Origin of the sequence: Streptomyces sp. NPDC002884 (genome assembly GCF_040295245.1) — a bacterium.
Taxonomy (GTDB): Bacteria; Actinomycetota; Actinomycetes; order Streptomycetales; family Streptomycetaceae; genus Streptomyces.
The window spans coordinates 379,224-393,641 of sequence record NZ_JBEOVB010000007.1; the positions used below are offsets into that span (position 1 = coordinate 379,224).

Consider the following 14,418-nt stretch of genomic DNA (forward strand, 5'->3'; position numbering starts at 1 on the left):
GGGCAACTGCCGGAAGGGTGTGCGCCGCCCGGGCGAATGCGCTAGCGCCCCGGACGGCGCCACGCCCCACCCCATCACCCGGACCACCGGAGGGTGTCCCCCGCCCCGTGCGCCGGGAGACGCTCCCGGCGCACTCCGGCGGCTACTTCACCGGCAGGTGGTAGGCGACCCGGTAGCGGTCGGCCGGGATCACCACGTCGGCCGTCTCGACCGGGCGGCCCGAGGCGTAGTAGGTGCGCTGGACGACCAGGACGACATGCCCCGGCACGCCACCGAGGGCGAGGAGTTCCTCGGCGAGCCCGGGACGGGCGCCGACCTCCTCCGTGACGTTGTCGACGATCACATCGATGGCGCGCATCCGCTCGACGACGCCCATACCGCCGAGCGGGCCCTCCTCGGGCAGCATGACGGGGGTGCGGCCCGTGACGGCGAGGGGCTCCCAGGAGGTGGAGAGCATCATCGCCTCGCCGGCCTCCCGGAAGACGTACCTGGTGCACATCACGCGGTCGCCGGACGCGATGCCGAGCCGCTCGGCGACGGAGACGCCCGCCTCGACCTGCTCGCTGCTGGACTCCCACGTCCCCCGCGTGTGCGCCTCGGCCTGCTCCTGCCGGAACGGCGTGGCACCGCTGACGGGGCGGTAGCCGGAGCGGGCGATCCGGCGCGGCACGGGCCGCTCGCGCACATACGTGCCCGACCCGGAGCGGCCCTCGACCAGCCCCTCGGCCATCAGCACCTTGCGCGCCTCGAGGGCGACGGTGTCGGAGACCCCGTACTCCTCCCGGATTCTCGCCTGGGAGGGGAGCCGGGTGTGCGGTGGCAGCGACCCGTCGGAGATCTTCTTGCGGAGATCACCCGCGACACGCAGATACGCCGGCTGCTCACCGAATGTCACTGGCCACTCCCATCAGGTTGTACAGACAGCTACAGCCTGGCAACCGTGGGTTGTACCGTGCAAGTAAAGGCCAGAGAATCACTCGATGTGATGACAAGTTCCCGGGAAACGCTTTACCCAGGCACTTTCTCCCCGCTGCGGACGTGATCACACATCCAGACCGCTGTCGCTGTCGCCCCCGCCCGTGCCCGCGCTCCCGCTGTCGGAGTCCTCGTCGTAGGTCGGCGGGGTGGTGGCCAGGCCCAGAGCCCTGCGGGCGGTGACGGTGGTGGCGCCGTCGACGTACGCGTAGGCCTTGTCGTAGTGCTCGTAGAAGCCGTCGGCGTCGGTGGCCTTCTCCGCCGCCGCCCACTCCTTCGCCGCGTCCCGCATGTCCTTCACCAGGGCGGCCAGCGGCGCTTCCCGGGTATCCATCTCCCAGAGGTGCGAGCCCAGCTGGTCCGCCTGATTGCCGGTCACGTCGCCGGTGTCACCGGCCCAGGTGCGGTTGTTCGCGAGGTCGTCCTCGGCGTACTCCTCCGGCTCCTCGAAGAGCACCTCGTCGACGGCGGCCATCGCCTTGAGGAAGGCGAACTGGTCGGCGTCGAGCGTCGACGCGTCGGCGCGCAGCGAACCGGTCAGGGTGCCCTTCTCGTCCACGTTGGCGAAGACGCAGGTGATCTCGCGGTCGCCCCAGCTCCAGCTGTCGGCGGTGGGCGTGAGGTAGTAGATGTCGACCTCGTCGGTCAGCACCCAGGGGTCCATCGCGTAGGCGTCCTGGAGCGTGTAGCACTTGTCGTCGGCCACGTCCGTGACGTGGTCGTCGCCCGGGAAGCTGTCGCCGGAGAGCGGGACCGAGGCGAACACCTCGGCGTCGTGCTCACCGGAGCAGTCCACCTCGTCGACGTCGTAGACGTCCTCGTCGAAGGTCTCCCCCGGCACGTCGAAGCAGTCGCCCTTGGCGAGCGCGAAACTGGAGTTGCCGGTCGCGCCCTCCTTGAAGCCGTCCCAGAAGTCGGAGGCGCCGCCCGTGGACAGCGCGAGGACCCACACCGCGAGGCCGACCGAGGACAGGACCGTGCCCACGATCGCCATCGCCTTGCCGCGCTCCCCCCGCTTCCTGATCTGCACCAGCGCGATGATCCCGAGGAGCAGCCCGACGCCCGGCAGGAAGCAGAGGAGGCCGAGGACGAGCGCGGCGATGGCCACGCCGTTGACCGGCGAGGGCCGGCCGTAGGGGCTGTACCCCTGCCCCCAGACGGGGTAGGGCACCGCGCCGTACGGCGCCTGCGGGTACGGAGCCTGCGGATAGGGCGCCTGCGGGTACGGGGCCTGCGGGTAGGGCCCCGTCGGGCCCGGACCCTGCGGACCCTGCGGGCCGTACGGCCCCTGGGCGTACGGGTCCTGCGGAGGCGCGGCGAACGGGTCCTGCGGGTACGGGGCCTGCGGCTGCGGAGGCTGGTACGGGTCCTGGGGCTGGTGCGGCCCGGGAGGCGGGGGTATGGACACGAGTACCGTGCTCCTGGTTCAGACGGTTCAGGCAGTTGTACGACTGCGCGCATCGTAAGCGCCCCACCAGCGAGGACGGAACGGAGATTCCGTTCAGGCGGCCGCGCCCGCCTCCTCGACGAGCAGCTCCCTGGTGCAGTCCCGGATCAGGCCGTGGAAGGAGAACCGGGCCGGAGTGTCCTCCCGGATCAGGTTGTTCTCGATCAGCGCGTCGAAGTGGTGCTCCACGTCCCCGGCCGGCAGACCCGTGACGCGGGCCGCGTGCGCGATGTCGTAGGAGGCGGACGGCTGGAGGCTGATGAGCCGGCTGAACTGCCTTTCGGGCGAGCTCAGATGGTCGTAGGACACCCGCAGCACCGCCATGAGGTCGCGGTCGGCGGTCCGCAGACAGCGGGCCCGCCGCACCGGGTGCGCGAGGCGCTCGACGAGGTCGGCGACGGTCCACGCCGGACGGTCGCGCAGCCGGGTCGCGGCGATGCGCAGGGCCGGCGGCAGCCGGCCGCACAGCTCGACGGCCTGCGCGAGCCGCGCCGGTTCGCGCCGCGCCCGGGGCTCCCCGACGATCCGCCGGAACAGCGTCACGGCGTCGGCGCGCGGCAGCACGTCGAGGCAGAGCGGTAGACGTCACCTCCCCCGACGCCGGGCGGAGTTGGGTTTCGGTCATCTTCAGGTCCTCACGATCCGGTGGGGGGTGGCTGACGAGAAACACTCTTGCGCCACCCGCTGTCCGCCCGAACCGACGCGGCTGTCGCTGCCCTGTCGAGCCCCGGGACGGCCGGAAAGTGCGGTCGCACCGTCGACGACCTTGTGGCCCGGACCATGGTGAATCGCTACGGTTGCCCCATGACCGCACTGCCCGACTGGATGCGCCCGCCACGCGCGGAGGGCTGGTTCGCGGAGGACCTCGACCGCCTCCCCGAGGCACCCCGCCACACCGAGCTCATCGACGGAGCCCTCGTTTTCATGATGTCGCCCCAGCGGTGGTGGCACGGCCACCTCGTCACCATGCTCACCGTCGCCCTCATGGAGCAGGCGCCCGCCACCGTCAGGGTCGGCCGCGAGATGACCATAAAACTCGATCAGCGCAACCGGCCCGAACCGGACCTGCTGCTGACGACGGCCGACTATGAAGGAGACCGCACCTGGTTCACACCGCAAGAGGTGCAGCTTGTGATCGAAGTCGTCTCCCCCGAGTCCGCCCACCGCGACCACACCGTGAAACTCCGCAAGTACGCGCAGGCCGGCATCCCGCACTACTGGTGCATCGAGGACGAGGACGGCGCCCCCGTCGTGCACGTCTACGAACTCGACGAACCGACCGGCGCGTACGCGCCCGCGGGCATCTTCCGGGGCACCTTGAAGCGCCCCGTGCCCTTCGAGATCAGCCTGGACCTCGACCGGCTCACCCCGCCCCGAACCGGCTGACCAGGGCACACCCTCTGGACGAGACGTTCACTCGGCTGCCGTGAGCGTCTCGTCCGTCATGCCCAGGCGGGCCTGCTCCTCCTCGACGATCCGGCGTGCCAGTTCCATGTCCGACACGTCGACCGCGTCCGGGGTGGCCTCGGCCACGGCACTGCGCCGGGCGTAGGCATCGAAGAGGCGCGTCTTGGCCTCCAGCATCCTGACCAGTCGTTCGTCCACGCCTCCGGTGGCGAGAAGACGATGCACGCGAACCGGCCTGACCTGGCCCATCCGGTGGGCCCGGGCCACCGCCTGGTGCTCGACGGTCGGCTTGATCTGAGGTTCACAGATGACGACGACGGAGGCGGCCTGCATGTTGAGGCCGACGCCCGCCGCCTGGATCTGCGCCAGGAGCACCGCGGGTCCCGGGGCGCCGGCGAAGTCGTCGACGATCTGCTGGCGCCGCCCGGCCGGGACGCCTCCGGTGAGCGGCCCGAACAGCGGAGCGCCGTCGGCGGCCGCGAGGGTTTCGTGCACCACGCCCAGTACGTCCTTGAAATGGGAGAAGACCACCGTCTTCTGCCCGTTCTCGCCGGCCTCCTGAACGATCTCCCGGAGCCGCTCCAGCTTGGCCGACTTCTCGGGGCGCAGGTACGCGGCCCTGCGCATCGCCATGAAGTTGCCCGCGCTCACGGCTTCCCGGTACGCCTCCTCGTCCGATGCGCTCAGTTCCTCCCACTCGTCGGTCCACTGGAGACTCGGGAGTTCCGTCAGCACGTCCTCCTGGTTGCGCCGCAGATAGACCGGGGCCACGGCCTTGCGGAAGGCGACCGATCCGGCCAACGCGTCCCGTTCCCCGAGGGAGTCCGCGACGTCACCGTCCAGCATCCGAACCAGGTTGCGGAACTCCACGACCCTGTTCTCCATCGGGGTGCCGGTCATGAACAGGGCGCGCCCGCAGCGTTCCGCCCACAGAGCGACCGCCTGGGACCGCTTGGCCTTCGGGTTCTTCACGGAGTGCGCCTCGTCGACCACCAGCAGTGCGACCTCGCCGTCGCCCGGGGCGCAGAGGCCGCGCAGCCCGTCGAACGTGGTCACCCCGACCCCGCCCCTCGCCTTCCAGTCGGCGAACGCGTGCTGCCGATCGGGGCCGTGGCACACCATGACGCGCAGAGAGCTGCGGGCCTCGATCTCCCGTGTCCAGTTGACGAGGACGCTCGCCGGGCAGACGACCATGAAGTGGCTCTGTCCCTCGGCGGCCAGGTGTGCCAGCACGGCGATCGCCTGGATGGTCTTCCCGAGACCCATCTCGTCGCCGAGTATCACCTTGCGCTGCGCCAGCGCGAACCGTGCGCCGAACGCCTGGTAACCGCGCAGGGACACCCGCCGGTGCGCGTCGTCGAGGCGTTGGGTCCGTACCCGCTCGGCAATCTCGTCCGGCAGGAAACCCTCGGCGGCGGCCACGTCCGACAGCCGCCCGGAGATCTCGGCGAGCAGGCTGTAGTACTCGGCGGAACGGAGCTCGAAGTCCACCCAGGCCGCGATGTCGGTCGAAGGCCCCCGCAGCAGGTCCACCGATGCCTGCGAAAGCAGCCCGGGCAGGCCCGCCCGTTCCGTCTCGTCGACCAGCGACCGTATGCCGGTGACAGCCGCCAGCGCGCGGGCCCTCTTCTCCCGGCCCGTCAGGAGCATCCGGACGCGCCGGGATGCGGGCCCGGCGTCGGCGAGCAGCGGACCGAGCCGTTCTGCCAGGACGGCGGCCCGGTCGACCGCACGACGAGCGTCCGGGCCGGCCTCCACCAGTACGTGCAGGGCGATGACGAGCGCGGTGGTGCTCGGCTCCGGCCGGTCCACGTCGATGTGGACGGCCACGGTCTCGTGGACGGCCTCCGAGAGCCTGCGGGCGGCGGCGAGCATCTGGTCCACGGTGCGCTGTCCGACACCGGAGATCTGCCGCAACCGGTAGGGGCCCGCTTCGAGAACACCGCCCACGGTGCGCAGCCCGCTCTTCTCGACGTTCCCGAGCCGCAGCCTCCCCTCGGTGACGTCCTGGAGCCGGGCGACGGGGATGGCGTCGAGCTCCCGCTTCACCGCCGCGTCGTGGATCGGCTTCAGCACCGCGCGTACCGCCTCCACCGCCCTCCCGTGGTCGGCGACCAGCGCCTGCGCCGCCTCGAACAGTCGCGCTCCCCTCGCGACCGTCTCCCGCTCCCCACGCCCCACGCTCCCCGCCCCTCGATCGCCTCCCCGCATCCTCCCAGCGCCGTCCCCCCGCGGGAAACCGCAAGGGGCCGACCCCCGAAAGAGCCGACCCCATCTGACCTGCGTCGTCACCAGGTCACCCAGGTGGCGTTGTTCCATCCGCTCACACGTTGAAGCGGAACTCCACCGCAACCGCCCTGGCCTGCGTAAATGTAGGCGCATCCCAGCACCAGCACGGATTTCTCGACAAAGTACAAGAAGATCCAGGACGCCAAGACGATGCGCCAAGAATGTAGGCCGCACAGGACCTCGGCACTGTAATAGTTCCTGTACTAGACTACCCCTGTGAAGTCACCCCGCCCCGGCGGGACGGAGAACATCTCCGTCTCGATGCCCTCGGAACTCCTCGGCGCTCTGCGCACACGTACCGGCAAGCGCGGGGTGTCCGCGTACGTGACGGCGGCGGTCCGGCATCAGCTCGCCATGGACGGCCTCGCCGAGATCGTGGCCGCCTACGAAGCCGAGCACGAGCCGCTGAGCGAGGCCGAAGTCCAGGCCGCGCAGAGCGAATTGTTCGGTGATGCACCGGCACCCTACGCGTCGAACGACAGCGCCGCGTGAAGGAGCCCGCGGCCAGGTCCCTGGTGCTCGACTCCCAGGCGCTGTCGCTGCTGCTGCGTAACGACCGCCAGATGATCACCCGGATCGAGGCCGCTCGGCGCGTAGGCGTGCCCGTCCTCGTGTCGGCCCTGACGGTGGTGGAGGCCGTTTACGGGAAGACGGATACCGCCCGGCTGCGCTGGCTGCTCTCCCGCCTTCAGGTCCAAGACGTCACCCAGGCAGACAGCCTCACCGCTGTGCAGCTGCTGAGCGACGCCGGGGGCCTACACGGCCACAAGTACGCCATTGATGCCCTCGTCGCCGCGATGGCGCTTCGCTCCCCGGCACCTGTCCTCGTATTGACCTCGGATCGCGACGACTGGTCGAAACTGTGCGGTGATCGCGTACAGATCAAGGACGTCTGACATCTGCCCACATCACGGCGGGACACAGCAGTAACAGGGCTGGTGATGCTGCTGCCATTTCACGCGGTCGATCAACCTCACCGAGATCCGCGAAGTCAAGGGCATGCCCTTCAGGACCTGCCGCCCCGACGAAGAAGAACAAGCCACTGCCTTTGGCGGAACACTCATGCTTCCCCGCCCTCTGCTGCTCGGCGCAGTCCGTCGCCAATGGGGGCCGCCGCAGATCGCCGGGGTGGCCAAGCAGGTCTGAGGCCGCTGACGGTGCCTGAGGCAGGCGCTGTGCTCTGCCACCTACCGCCGGGACGTGGCACGGGAGCGGGCAAGTGCCACAGCACATCCGCCCACGACTCGCTCGACTCGCGCAGGCCCTCGGCCAGCGCGACCAGCTCCTTGGGCCGTCCAGGCGCGCCCCCACCGGCACCGGCACCGGCACCGGCACCGGCACCGGCACCGGCACGCAAGAGTGTGCCTGACCAAGGCAGACCTTGGAACACACGCGCGGGCACGAGACCATCCCCATCCTGGGCGGCCAACCGCCCGGGGGCGCCCGGCCAGAGCGCGCGGAGGCTGCTGACACGGCACCACCGTGCGAAGCCTGGGCTGCATCCCAGCACGGTACGGATGACCAGGGATGACGACAGGTGACGAGGAGTCAACTATCCCAGCACGGGAAAACACAAAGGGCCCGACCCCGAAGAGTCGGACCCTCTCTGACCTGCATATTTGCCAGATCAGCGACGCGGTGATGGGTCAGCCGCTACACGTTGAAGCGGAACTCCACCACGTCGCCGTCCTGCATGACGTAGTCCTTGCCCTCCATGCGGGCCTTGCCCTTGGCTCGGGCCTCGGCGACCGAGCCGGTCTCCACCAGGTCGGCGAAGGAGATGACCTCCGCCTTGATGAAGCCCTTCTGGAAGTCGGTGTGAATGACACCGGCGGCCTCGGGCGCGGTGGCGCCCTTCTGGATGGTCCAGGCGCGGGACTCCTTGGGGCCGGCCGTCAGGTAGGTCTGCAGACCCAGGGTGTCGAAGCCGACTCGGGCCAGGGTCGCCATGCCGGGCTCCTCGACGCCCACCGACTCCAGGAGCTCCATCGCTTCCTCCTCGTCGAGCTCGGCGAGGTCCGCCTCGAGCTTGGCGTTGAGGAAGATCGCCTCGGCGGGGGCGACCAGGGCGCGCTGCTCGGTCTTGAAGTCCTCGTCGACCAGTTCGTCCTCGTCGACGTTGAAAACGTAGAGGAAGGGCTTGGTGGTGAGGAGGTGCAGATCGTGGAGGAGTTCCTCGTTGCCGGAGCCCTGGACGATGCCCGCGGAGAACAGGGTGTCGCCCTTCTCCAGGATCTCCTTCGCCGCCTCGACCGCAGCGACCTTCGGCCCGATGTCCTTCTTGATGCGCGACTCCCGCTGGAGGCGCGGCAGGACCTTCTCGATCGTCTGGAGGTCCGCGAGGATCAGCTCGGTGTTGATCGTCTCGATGTCGTCCTTCGGCGAGACCTTGCCGTCGACGTGCACGACGTTCTCGTCCTGGAAGGCGCGGATGACCTGGCAGATCGCGTCGGACTCGCGGATGTTCGCGAGGAACTTGTTGCCCAGGCCCTCACCCTCCGAGGCGCCCTTCACGATGCCCGCGATGTCGACGAAGTCGACGGTCGCCGGAAGGATCTTCTGGGAGGAGAAGATCTCGGCCAGTTTCGTCAGGCGCGCGTCCGGGACGCCGACCACGCCGACGTTCGGCTCGATCGTGGCGAACGGGTAGTTGGCCGCCAGCACGTCGTTCTTGGTCAGGGCGTTGAACAGGGTCGACTTGCCGACATTCGGCAGACCGACGATTCCGATCGTGAGCGACACGTTGCGACTTCCCGTGGTGTGAGGGCCGGAGGGCCAGTCCCGAAGTGAAAGGGCCAGGGGCCAGAGAGCTGACCGGTCCACCAGTTTACGGCGTGCCCGGCGCCGCACCGGCGGACCTGTCGAACGCATGGCCAAGCTCCGCCCCACGGCGTGTCCGACACCCGATTCGGCACATAAACCGACCTAAGTTGGTCCAGTGGAGCAACACAGGACGCGCCCCCCGGCCCCAGGCACCCGCCGCGACACGCCACCCCTGCCGCCCCTGCCACCCCAGGCGGGCCGGGAAGCGAGCCGGGAGCCGGACCGCGGGCGGACACGCCCGGCGGGCGGGCCCGCCCGCGCCGGCGCCGCGCGCTCCGGCGGTCCTCGTCCCTCCCCCGCCGGGCGTCGGCCCGCGCCTCCCCTGGCGCGGACCGCGGGGGCGGTGCGGTCGGTGCGCCGGATGCCGAACCCCCGGCTCACCGGGCTCGGCGGCGGGCTGTTCAGCGGGGTGCTGATGTTCGTGATCGGGTGCCTGGACCAGCTGCTGTTCGGCGCCTCGCTGACGGTGTACAGCGTGCTGTTCCTGCCGGTGTGCCTGCTGACCGCCCTGTGGGTGCGCGGGGGCGACCTGCTGTCGGCGCCGGTGGTCGTGCCGATCGCCTTCGCCGTGGGCCTGCTGCCCGTGTCCGAGGGCGGGAACGGCGTCGGGGCGCGGCTGATGGGTCTGGTGACGGCGCTGGCGACGCAGGTCGGCTGGCTGTACGCCGGGACGCTGGTGGCGGGAGCGGCCGTCCTCGGGCGCGGACTGCGCCGGGCGGCGGCCCGCCGGCAGACCACGAACCGCCACTAGCCGCGGCTCGTCGGCAGACCGCGGCCCGCCACCAGCCGCGCCCCGCCGCCACCGACGACAGGCCGCCCCGCCGGGCATCACCGCCGGGCATCACCGACGAGCACCACCACAAGGCACCACCGCCAGGCACCACTGCCGGGGACCACTGCCAGGCACCACTCCCAGGCACCGCCGCCGAGCACCGCCGCCGTCGGCAGCCGGGCAGCGGGCAGCCGGGCGACCAGGCAACCGGGCCGACCCAGCCGCCACCAGCCGCCACCAGCCGCCACCAGCCGCCAGCCGACGTCGGCACGTCGCCAGGCACGCCGCTGAGCAGTGCCAGGCCGTCGTCGGCAGCCGGGCGGGCAGGCGGGCCGGGGTAGCGGGTGGGCGCGCGGACGCGGGGCTAGCAGGCGGGCGCGCCGACCGGGACTAGCAGGCGGGCGCGCGGGAAGGGGCTAGTCGCCCTTCGCGGCCCGCATCGCCGCTCCCACGATGCCCGCGTTGTTCTGCAACTCGGCCGGCACGATGTCCGCCCGGATGCCCTCGATGAGGTGCAGGAACTTGTCGGCCTTGCGGCTGACGCCGCCGCCGATGATGAACAGCTCAGGCGAGAAGAGCATCTCGACGTGGGCGAGGTACTTCGTGACGCGGCGGGCCCAGTGCTCCCAGGTCAGCTCGCCGTCCTCCTTGGCCTTGCTGGACGCGCGCTTCTCGGCGTCGTGTCCGTGCAGCTCCAGGTGGCCGAGCTCGGTGTTGGGGACGAGGACGCCGTCGACGAAGAGGGCGCTGCCGATGCCCGTGCCGAACGTCAGCAGGATCACCGTGCCGCTGCGGTCGCGGCCGGCTCCGAAGGACACCTCCGCGACGCCCGCCGCGTCCGCGTCGTTGACCACCGTCACCGGCAGACCGCCCAGCCGCTCGCTGAAGAGGGCACGCGCGTCCGTGTCGATCCAGCTCTTGTCGACGTTGGCCGCCGTACGAATCGTGGAACCGCCGGTGACCACGCCCGGGAAGGTCAGGCCCACCGGTCCCGTCCACTCGAAGTGCTCGACGACCTCCCGCACGCCGTCGGCCACGCCCTCGGGCGTGGCCGGGTGCGGGGTGAGCACTTTGTGGCGCTCCTGAGCCAGGTCGCCCCTGTCCAAATCCACCGGGGCGCCCTTGATCCCGGAGCCGCCGATGTCCACGCCGAAGATCTGCATGGCCCTACGTTACGACGGCCGACTGACCGTCACTCGTCCGAGGTGCCGGTCGTCAGCTGTCCGCCGGACCGGACTGCGCGTCGGAAGCGCCCCCGGGCACGGCGTCGGACACGGCGTCGGACGCCGTACCGCTGCCGCCGCGCTCGGCCGCCAGCGCCGCCGCCTCCTCGCGCAGGTCACGGCGGAGCTCCTTGGGCAGCGAGAAGGTGATGTGCTCCTCGGCCGCCTTGACGAGTTCGACGTCCCCGTAGCCGCGCTCGGTGAGCCAGGCCAGGACCTCCTCGACGAGGACCTCCGGGACGGAGGCGCCGGAGGTGACGCCCACCGTGGTGACGCCCTCCAGCCACGCCTCGTCGATCTCGCTCGCGAAGTCCACCAGGTACGCCTCGCGGGAGCCGGCGAGCTTGGCGACCTCGACCAGCCGCACGGAGTTCGAGGAGTTGCGGGAGCCGACCACGATCACCAGCTCCGCCTCCGCGCCCATCTGCTTCACCGCGAGCTGACGGTTCTGCGTGGCGTAGCAGATGTCGTCGCTGGGCGGGGAGATGAGCAGCGGGAACTTCTCCTTGAGGGCGTCGACCGTCTCCATGGTCTCGTCGACCGAGAGGGTCGTCTGGGAGAGCCACACGATCTTCGACGGGTCGCGGACCTCGACCTTGGCGACGTCCTCGGGGCCGTCGACGAGCTGGATGTGGTCGGGGGCCTCGCCGGAGGTGCCGATGACCTCCTCGTGGCCCTCGTGGCCGATCAGGAGGATGTCGTAGTCGTCGTTGGCGAAGCGGACGGCTTCCTTGTGGACCTTGGTGACCAGGGGGCAGGTCGCGTCGATGGTGGCGAGCCGCCCGCGCGCGGCCTCCTCGTGGACGACGGGGGCGACACCGTGCGCGGAGAACATGACGATGTTGCCCGGCGGGACCTCCTCGGTCCGCTCGACGAAGACGGCGCCCTTACGCTCCAGGGTCTGCACGACGTACTTGTTGTGGACGATCTCGTGCCGGACGTAGACCGGCGCCCCGTACTGCTCCAGGGCCTTCTCGACGGCGATCACGGCACGGTCGACGCCCGCGCAGTAGCCCCGGGGAGCGGCGAGCAGGACACGGCGGCGGCCAGGCGAAGCAGTCATGCGTCCCATCGTAAGGCCGCGTCCGGCGGCCGCCGTCGGCGTACGTGGGTGAACGCGGAGCGGGGTTGTCGGTCGTGGCCGATACGCTCGGGCGCATGGCTGTGAACACGTCCGCGGACGCCCCGCTGCCCGTCGGCGAGATCTCGCGGCTCATCGGAAGCTGGATCGACCGTCTCGGCGCGGTGTGGGTCGAGGGGCAGATCACCCAGTTGTCGCGCCGCCCAGGTGCCGGGGTGGTGTTCCTGACGCTGCGGGATCCGTCGCACGACATCTCGGTGAGCGTGACCTGCTACCGGCAGGTCTTCGACGCGGTCGCGGACGTCGTCGGCGAGGGCGCGCGGGTCGTCGTCCACGCGAAACCGGAGTGGTACGCGCCGCGCGGCCAGTTGTCGCTGCGGGCTGTCGAGATAAAGCCGGTGGGGGTCGGTGAGCTGCTGGCACGGCTGGAGCAGCTGAAGAAGTCCCTGGCCGCGGAGGGGCTCTTCGCGCCCGCCCGCAAGAAGCCGCTGCCCTTCCTGCCGCAGCTCATCGGGCTGGTGTGCGGGCGGGCCTCCGCGGCCGAGCGGGACGTCCTCGAGAACGCCCGGCACCGCTGGCCCGCCGTCCGCTTCGAGGTGCGCAACGTCGCCGTCCAGGGCGTGCACGCGGTGACGCAGGTCGTCCAGGCGGTGAAGGAGCTGGACGGCAGGGACGACGTGGACGTGATCATCGTCGCGCGGGGCGGTGGAAGCGTGGAGGATCTGCTGCCGTTCTCCGACGAGCAGCTGGTCAGGGCGGTCGCGGCCTGCCGCACGCCGGTCGTCTCGGCGATCGGGCACGAGCCGGACAGTCCGCTGCTCGACCATGTGGCCGACCTGCGCGCCTCGACGCCGACCGACGCCGCGAAGAAGGTCGTGCCGGACGTCGGCGAGGAACTGGAGCGGGTGCGGATGCTGCGCGGGCGGGCGCGGCGATGCGTGCAGGGGTTCCTGGAGCGGGAGGAACGCGGGCTCGCCCACGCCCTCGCGCGGCCCGCGATACAGGATCCGCACCGGATGGTCGACGAGCGGGCCGATCACGTCTCCTCGCTCGTCGACCGTTCACGGCGCACGCTCGGGCACCTCCTGGACCGCGCCGACTCCGAGCTGGGCCACACACACGCGCGCGTGGTGGCGCTCTCTCCGGCCGCGACGCTGAAGCGGGGGTACGCGGTGCTGCAGAAGGCGGACGGACACGTGGTCCGGGATCCGGCCGGGGTGACGGCCGCCGAGACGCTGCGCGCGCGGGTCGCCGAGGGCGAGTTCACCGTCCGGGTCGACGACGTCGACCGCTAGGAAGCAACGACCGCAACGACCACGACGACCACCGGGAATGGGTGCATGACGAGCAAGACGGACGAGGCGCTCGGGTACGAGCAGGCCCGCGACGAGCTGATCGAGGTCGTACGGCGGCTGGAGGCGGGGGGGACGACGCTGGAGGAGTCCCTCGCCCTCTGGGAGCGCGGCGAGGAGCTGGCCAAGGTGTGCCGGCGCTGGCTGGAGGGGGCCCGCGCGCGGCTGGACGCGGCGCTGGCCGAGGGGGAGGACGCGGAAGAGGGGGAGTGAGCCGAGTGCCCCCGGCCGGGGGTGGCCGTGCACCGGGACTGTGAAGCGGATCACGCCACTCCGACCCTTTGTTGAACTTTGAACCTTCCCCGCGTACTGTCGGTCCCGTCAGCCTATCCGGACCGCGGTCCGGTACTGGATCCGGACGCCACCCCCCGAGGAAGTTCCCGCATGTCTCTCGCCCTTGACGCCACCGCCCAGGACCTGCTGTTCCGCGAGGCCCACACCGCGAACACCTTCACCGACGAGCCGGTGACCGACGAGCAGGTCCAGGCGATCTACGACCTGGTCAAGTACGGGCCGACGGCGTTCAACCAGACCCCGCTCCGCATCACCCTGGTCCGCTCCGCCGAGGCCCGCGAGCGCCTGGTGCAGCACATGGCCGAGGGCAACCAGGCCAAGACCGCCACCGCCCCGCTGGTCGCGATCCTCTCCGCGGACAACGAGTTCCACGAGGAGCTGCCGACCCTGTTCCCGGCCTTCCCGCAGGCCAAGGACCTGTTCTTCAGCACGCGTCCGGCCCGTGAGGGTGCCGCCGCGCTGAACGCCGCCCTCCAGGCCGCGTACTTCATCATCGGCGTCCGCGCCGCCGGCCTGGCCGCCGGCCCGATGACCGGCGTGGACCTCGAGGGCGTCCGCAAGGAGTTCCTGGACGACGACCACACCCCGCTGATGGTCGTCAACATCGGCAAGCCGGGCGAGGGCGCCTCCTACCCGCGCTCCCCGCGCCTGGCGTACGACGAGGTCGTCACCACCGTCTGACGTCCGACAGAACAGCGGTGGGCGGGAGTTGGCGCCCCGGGGCCGCGCCCGGGGGCGGCCCACGGGGCCCGCCG

General features: G+C 70.9%; 15 protein-coding genes. 7 read left to right on the forward strand and 8 right to left on the reverse strand.

Features of this window, described 5'->3' with window-relative positions; all coding sequences use genetic code 11:
- Positions 1–142 precede the first annotated feature (142 nt).
- From ABT070_RS18230 to ABT070_RS18240, 3 genes are all read right to left on the reverse strand, one after another.
- Entirely contained in the window at positions 143–895 is a 753-nt protein-coding gene (locus tag ABT070_RS18230) for a GntR family transcriptional regulator (protein WP_351761388.1), read from the reverse strand.
- Between the two features lie 147 nt (positions 896–1,042).
- Positions 1,043–2,383 carry a DUF4190 domain-containing protein gene (locus ABT070_RS18235; RefSeq protein WP_351761391.1) on the reverse strand — a complete coding sequence of 447 codons (1,341 nt, stop codon included), beginning with the start codon at positions 2,381–2,383 and terminating at the stop codon, positions 1,043–1,045.
- 93 nt (positions 2,384–2,476) lie between these two features.
- The gene (locus ABT070_RS18240) at positions 2,477–2,986 is read right to left on the reverse strand and encodes a hypothetical protein (RefSeq protein ID WP_351761394.1); all 510 of its coding nucleotides are present in this window, start codon (positions 2,984–2,986) and stop codon (positions 2,477–2,479) included.
- Between the two features lie 240 nt (positions 2,987–3,226).
- Between ABT070_RS18240 and ABT070_RS18245 the strand changes: the two genes are divergently transcribed.
- The gene (locus ABT070_RS18245; RefSeq protein WP_351761397.1) at positions 3,227–3,808 is read left to right on the forward strand and encodes a Uma2 family endonuclease; all 582 of its coding nucleotides are present in this window, start codon (positions 3,227–3,229) and stop codon (positions 3,806–3,808) included.
- 27 nt (positions 3,809–3,835) lie between these two features.
- Here the strand turns inward: ABT070_RS18245 and ABT070_RS18250 are convergent, their stop codons facing one another.
- Entirely contained in the window at positions 3,836–6,040 is a 2,205-nt protein-coding gene (locus ABT070_RS18250; protein ID WP_451102464.1) for a DEAD/DEAH box helicase, read from the reverse strand.
- A gap of 294 nt (positions 6,041–6,334) precedes the next feature.
- Here ABT070_RS18250 and ABT070_RS18255 point away from each other — a divergent pair, with 294 nt between their 5' ends.
- Together ABT070_RS18255 and ABT070_RS18260 are read left to right on the forward strand one after the other, a co-directional pair.
- Entirely contained in the window at positions 6,335–6,610 is a 276-nt protein-coding gene (locus tag ABT070_RS18255; protein ID WP_014048106.1) for a hypothetical protein, read from the forward strand.
- On the forward strand, positions 6,607–7,014 hold the full coding sequence (locus ABT070_RS18260) for a PIN domain-containing protein (RefSeq protein WP_093675289.1): 408 nt from the start codon (positions 6,607–6,609) through the stop codon (positions 7,012–7,014). Before ABT070_RS18255 ends, ABT070_RS18260 begins: the two co-directional genes overlap by 4 nt.
- Before the next feature lie 757 nt (positions 7,015–7,771).
- Here ABT070_RS18260 and ychF read toward each other — a convergent pair.
- Entirely contained in the window at positions 7,772–8,860 is a 1,089-nt protein-coding gene (gene ychF, locus ABT070_RS18265; protein ID WP_351761404.1) for a redox-regulated ATPase YchF, read from the reverse strand.
- A gap of 442 nt (positions 8,861–9,302) precedes the next feature.
- Between ychF and ABT070_RS46270 the strand changes: the two genes are divergently transcribed.
- Positions 9,303–9,692 carry a DUF6542 domain-containing protein gene (locus ABT070_RS46270; protein ID WP_451102459.1) on the forward strand — a complete coding sequence of 130 codons (390 nt, stop codon included), beginning with the start codon at positions 9,303–9,305 and terminating at the stop codon, positions 9,690–9,692.
- A gap of 77 nt (positions 9,693–9,769) precedes the next feature.
- Here the strand turns inward: ABT070_RS46270 and ABT070_RS18275 are convergent, their stop codons facing one another.
- The 3 genes from ABT070_RS18275 to ABT070_RS18285 form a co-directional block, all read right to left on the reverse strand.
- A complete protein-coding gene (locus ABT070_RS18275; protein WP_351761409.1) occupies positions 9,770–9,961 on the reverse strand; it encodes a hypothetical protein in 192 nt (63 codons plus the stop codon).
- Between the two features lie 168 nt (positions 9,962–10,129).
- Entirely contained in the window at positions 10,130–10,876 is a 747-nt protein-coding gene (gene ppgK, locus ABT070_RS18280) for a polyphosphate--glucose phosphotransferase (protein WP_351761411.1), read from the reverse strand.
- A 52-nt stretch (positions 10,877–10,928) separates the two neighbouring features.
- Positions 10,929–12,008 (reverse strand): 4-hydroxy-3-methylbut-2-enyl diphosphate reductase, encoded by a 1,080-nt coding sequence (locus tag ABT070_RS18285; protein WP_351761414.1) that lies wholly within the window; start codon positions 12,006–12,008, stop codon positions 10,929–10,931.
- An 86-nt stretch (positions 12,009–12,094) separates the two neighbouring features.
- Here ABT070_RS18285 and xseA point away from each other — a divergent pair, with 86 nt between their 5' ends.
- The 3 genes from xseA (at position 12,095) to ABT070_RS18300 (ending at position 14,344) form a co-directional block, all read left to right on the forward strand.
- Positions 12,095–13,312, forward strand: a complete 1,218-nt coding sequence (gene xseA / locus ABT070_RS18290) for an exodeoxyribonuclease VII large subunit (RefSeq protein WP_351761417.1) — start codon at positions 12,095–12,097, stop codon at positions 13,310–13,312.
- 45 nt (positions 13,313–13,357) lie between these two features.
- Positions 13,358–13,582, forward strand: coding sequence for an exodeoxyribonuclease VII small subunit (locus ABT070_RS18295; protein WP_351761420.1), 225 nt, complete (start codon positions 13,358–13,360; stop codon positions 13,580–13,582).
- 171 nt (positions 13,583–13,753) lie between these two features.
- Positions 13,754–14,344 carry a malonic semialdehyde reductase gene (locus ABT070_RS18300; RefSeq protein WP_351761423.1) on the forward strand — a complete coding sequence of 197 codons (591 nt, stop codon included), beginning with the start codon at positions 13,754–13,756 and terminating at the stop codon, positions 14,342–14,344.
- Positions 14,345–14,418 lie beyond the last annotated feature (74 nt).

Excerpts from the sequence above, each read along its gene's own strand:
- ABT070_RS18295 (WP_351761420.1), top strand. The coding sequence starts at position 13,358 with ATGACGAGCAAGACGGACGAGGCGCTCGGGTACGAGCAGGCCCGCGAC.
- ABT070_RS18285 (WP_351761414.1), bottom strand. The coding sequence starts at position 12,008 with ATGGGACGCATGACTGCTTCGCCTGGCCGCCGCCGTGTCCTGCTCGCC.
- ABT070_RS18300 (WP_351761423.1), top strand. The coding sequence starts at position 13,754 with ATGTCTCTCGCCCTTGACGCCACCGCCCAGGACCTGCTGTTCCGCGAG.
- xseA (WP_351761417.1), top strand. The coding sequence starts at position 12,095 with ATGGCTGTGAACACGTCCGCGGACGCCCCGCTGCCCGTCGGCGAGATC.
- ABT070_RS18245 (WP_351761397.1), top strand. The coding sequence starts at position 3,227 with ATGACCGCACTGCCCGACTGGATGCGCCCGCCACGCGCGGAGGGCTGG.
- ABT070_RS18250 (WP_451102464.1), bottom strand. The coding sequence starts at position 6,040 with ATGCGGGGAGGCGATCGAGGGGCGGGGAGCGTGGGGCGTGGGGAGCGG.
- ppgK (WP_351761411.1), bottom strand. The coding sequence starts at position 10,876 with ATGCAGATCTTCGGCGTGGACATCGGCGGCTCCGGGATCAAGGGCGCC.
- ABT070_RS46270 (WP_451102459.1), top strand. The coding sequence starts at position 9,303 with ATGCCGAACCCCCGGCTCACCGGGCTCGGCGGCGGGCTGTTCAGCGGG.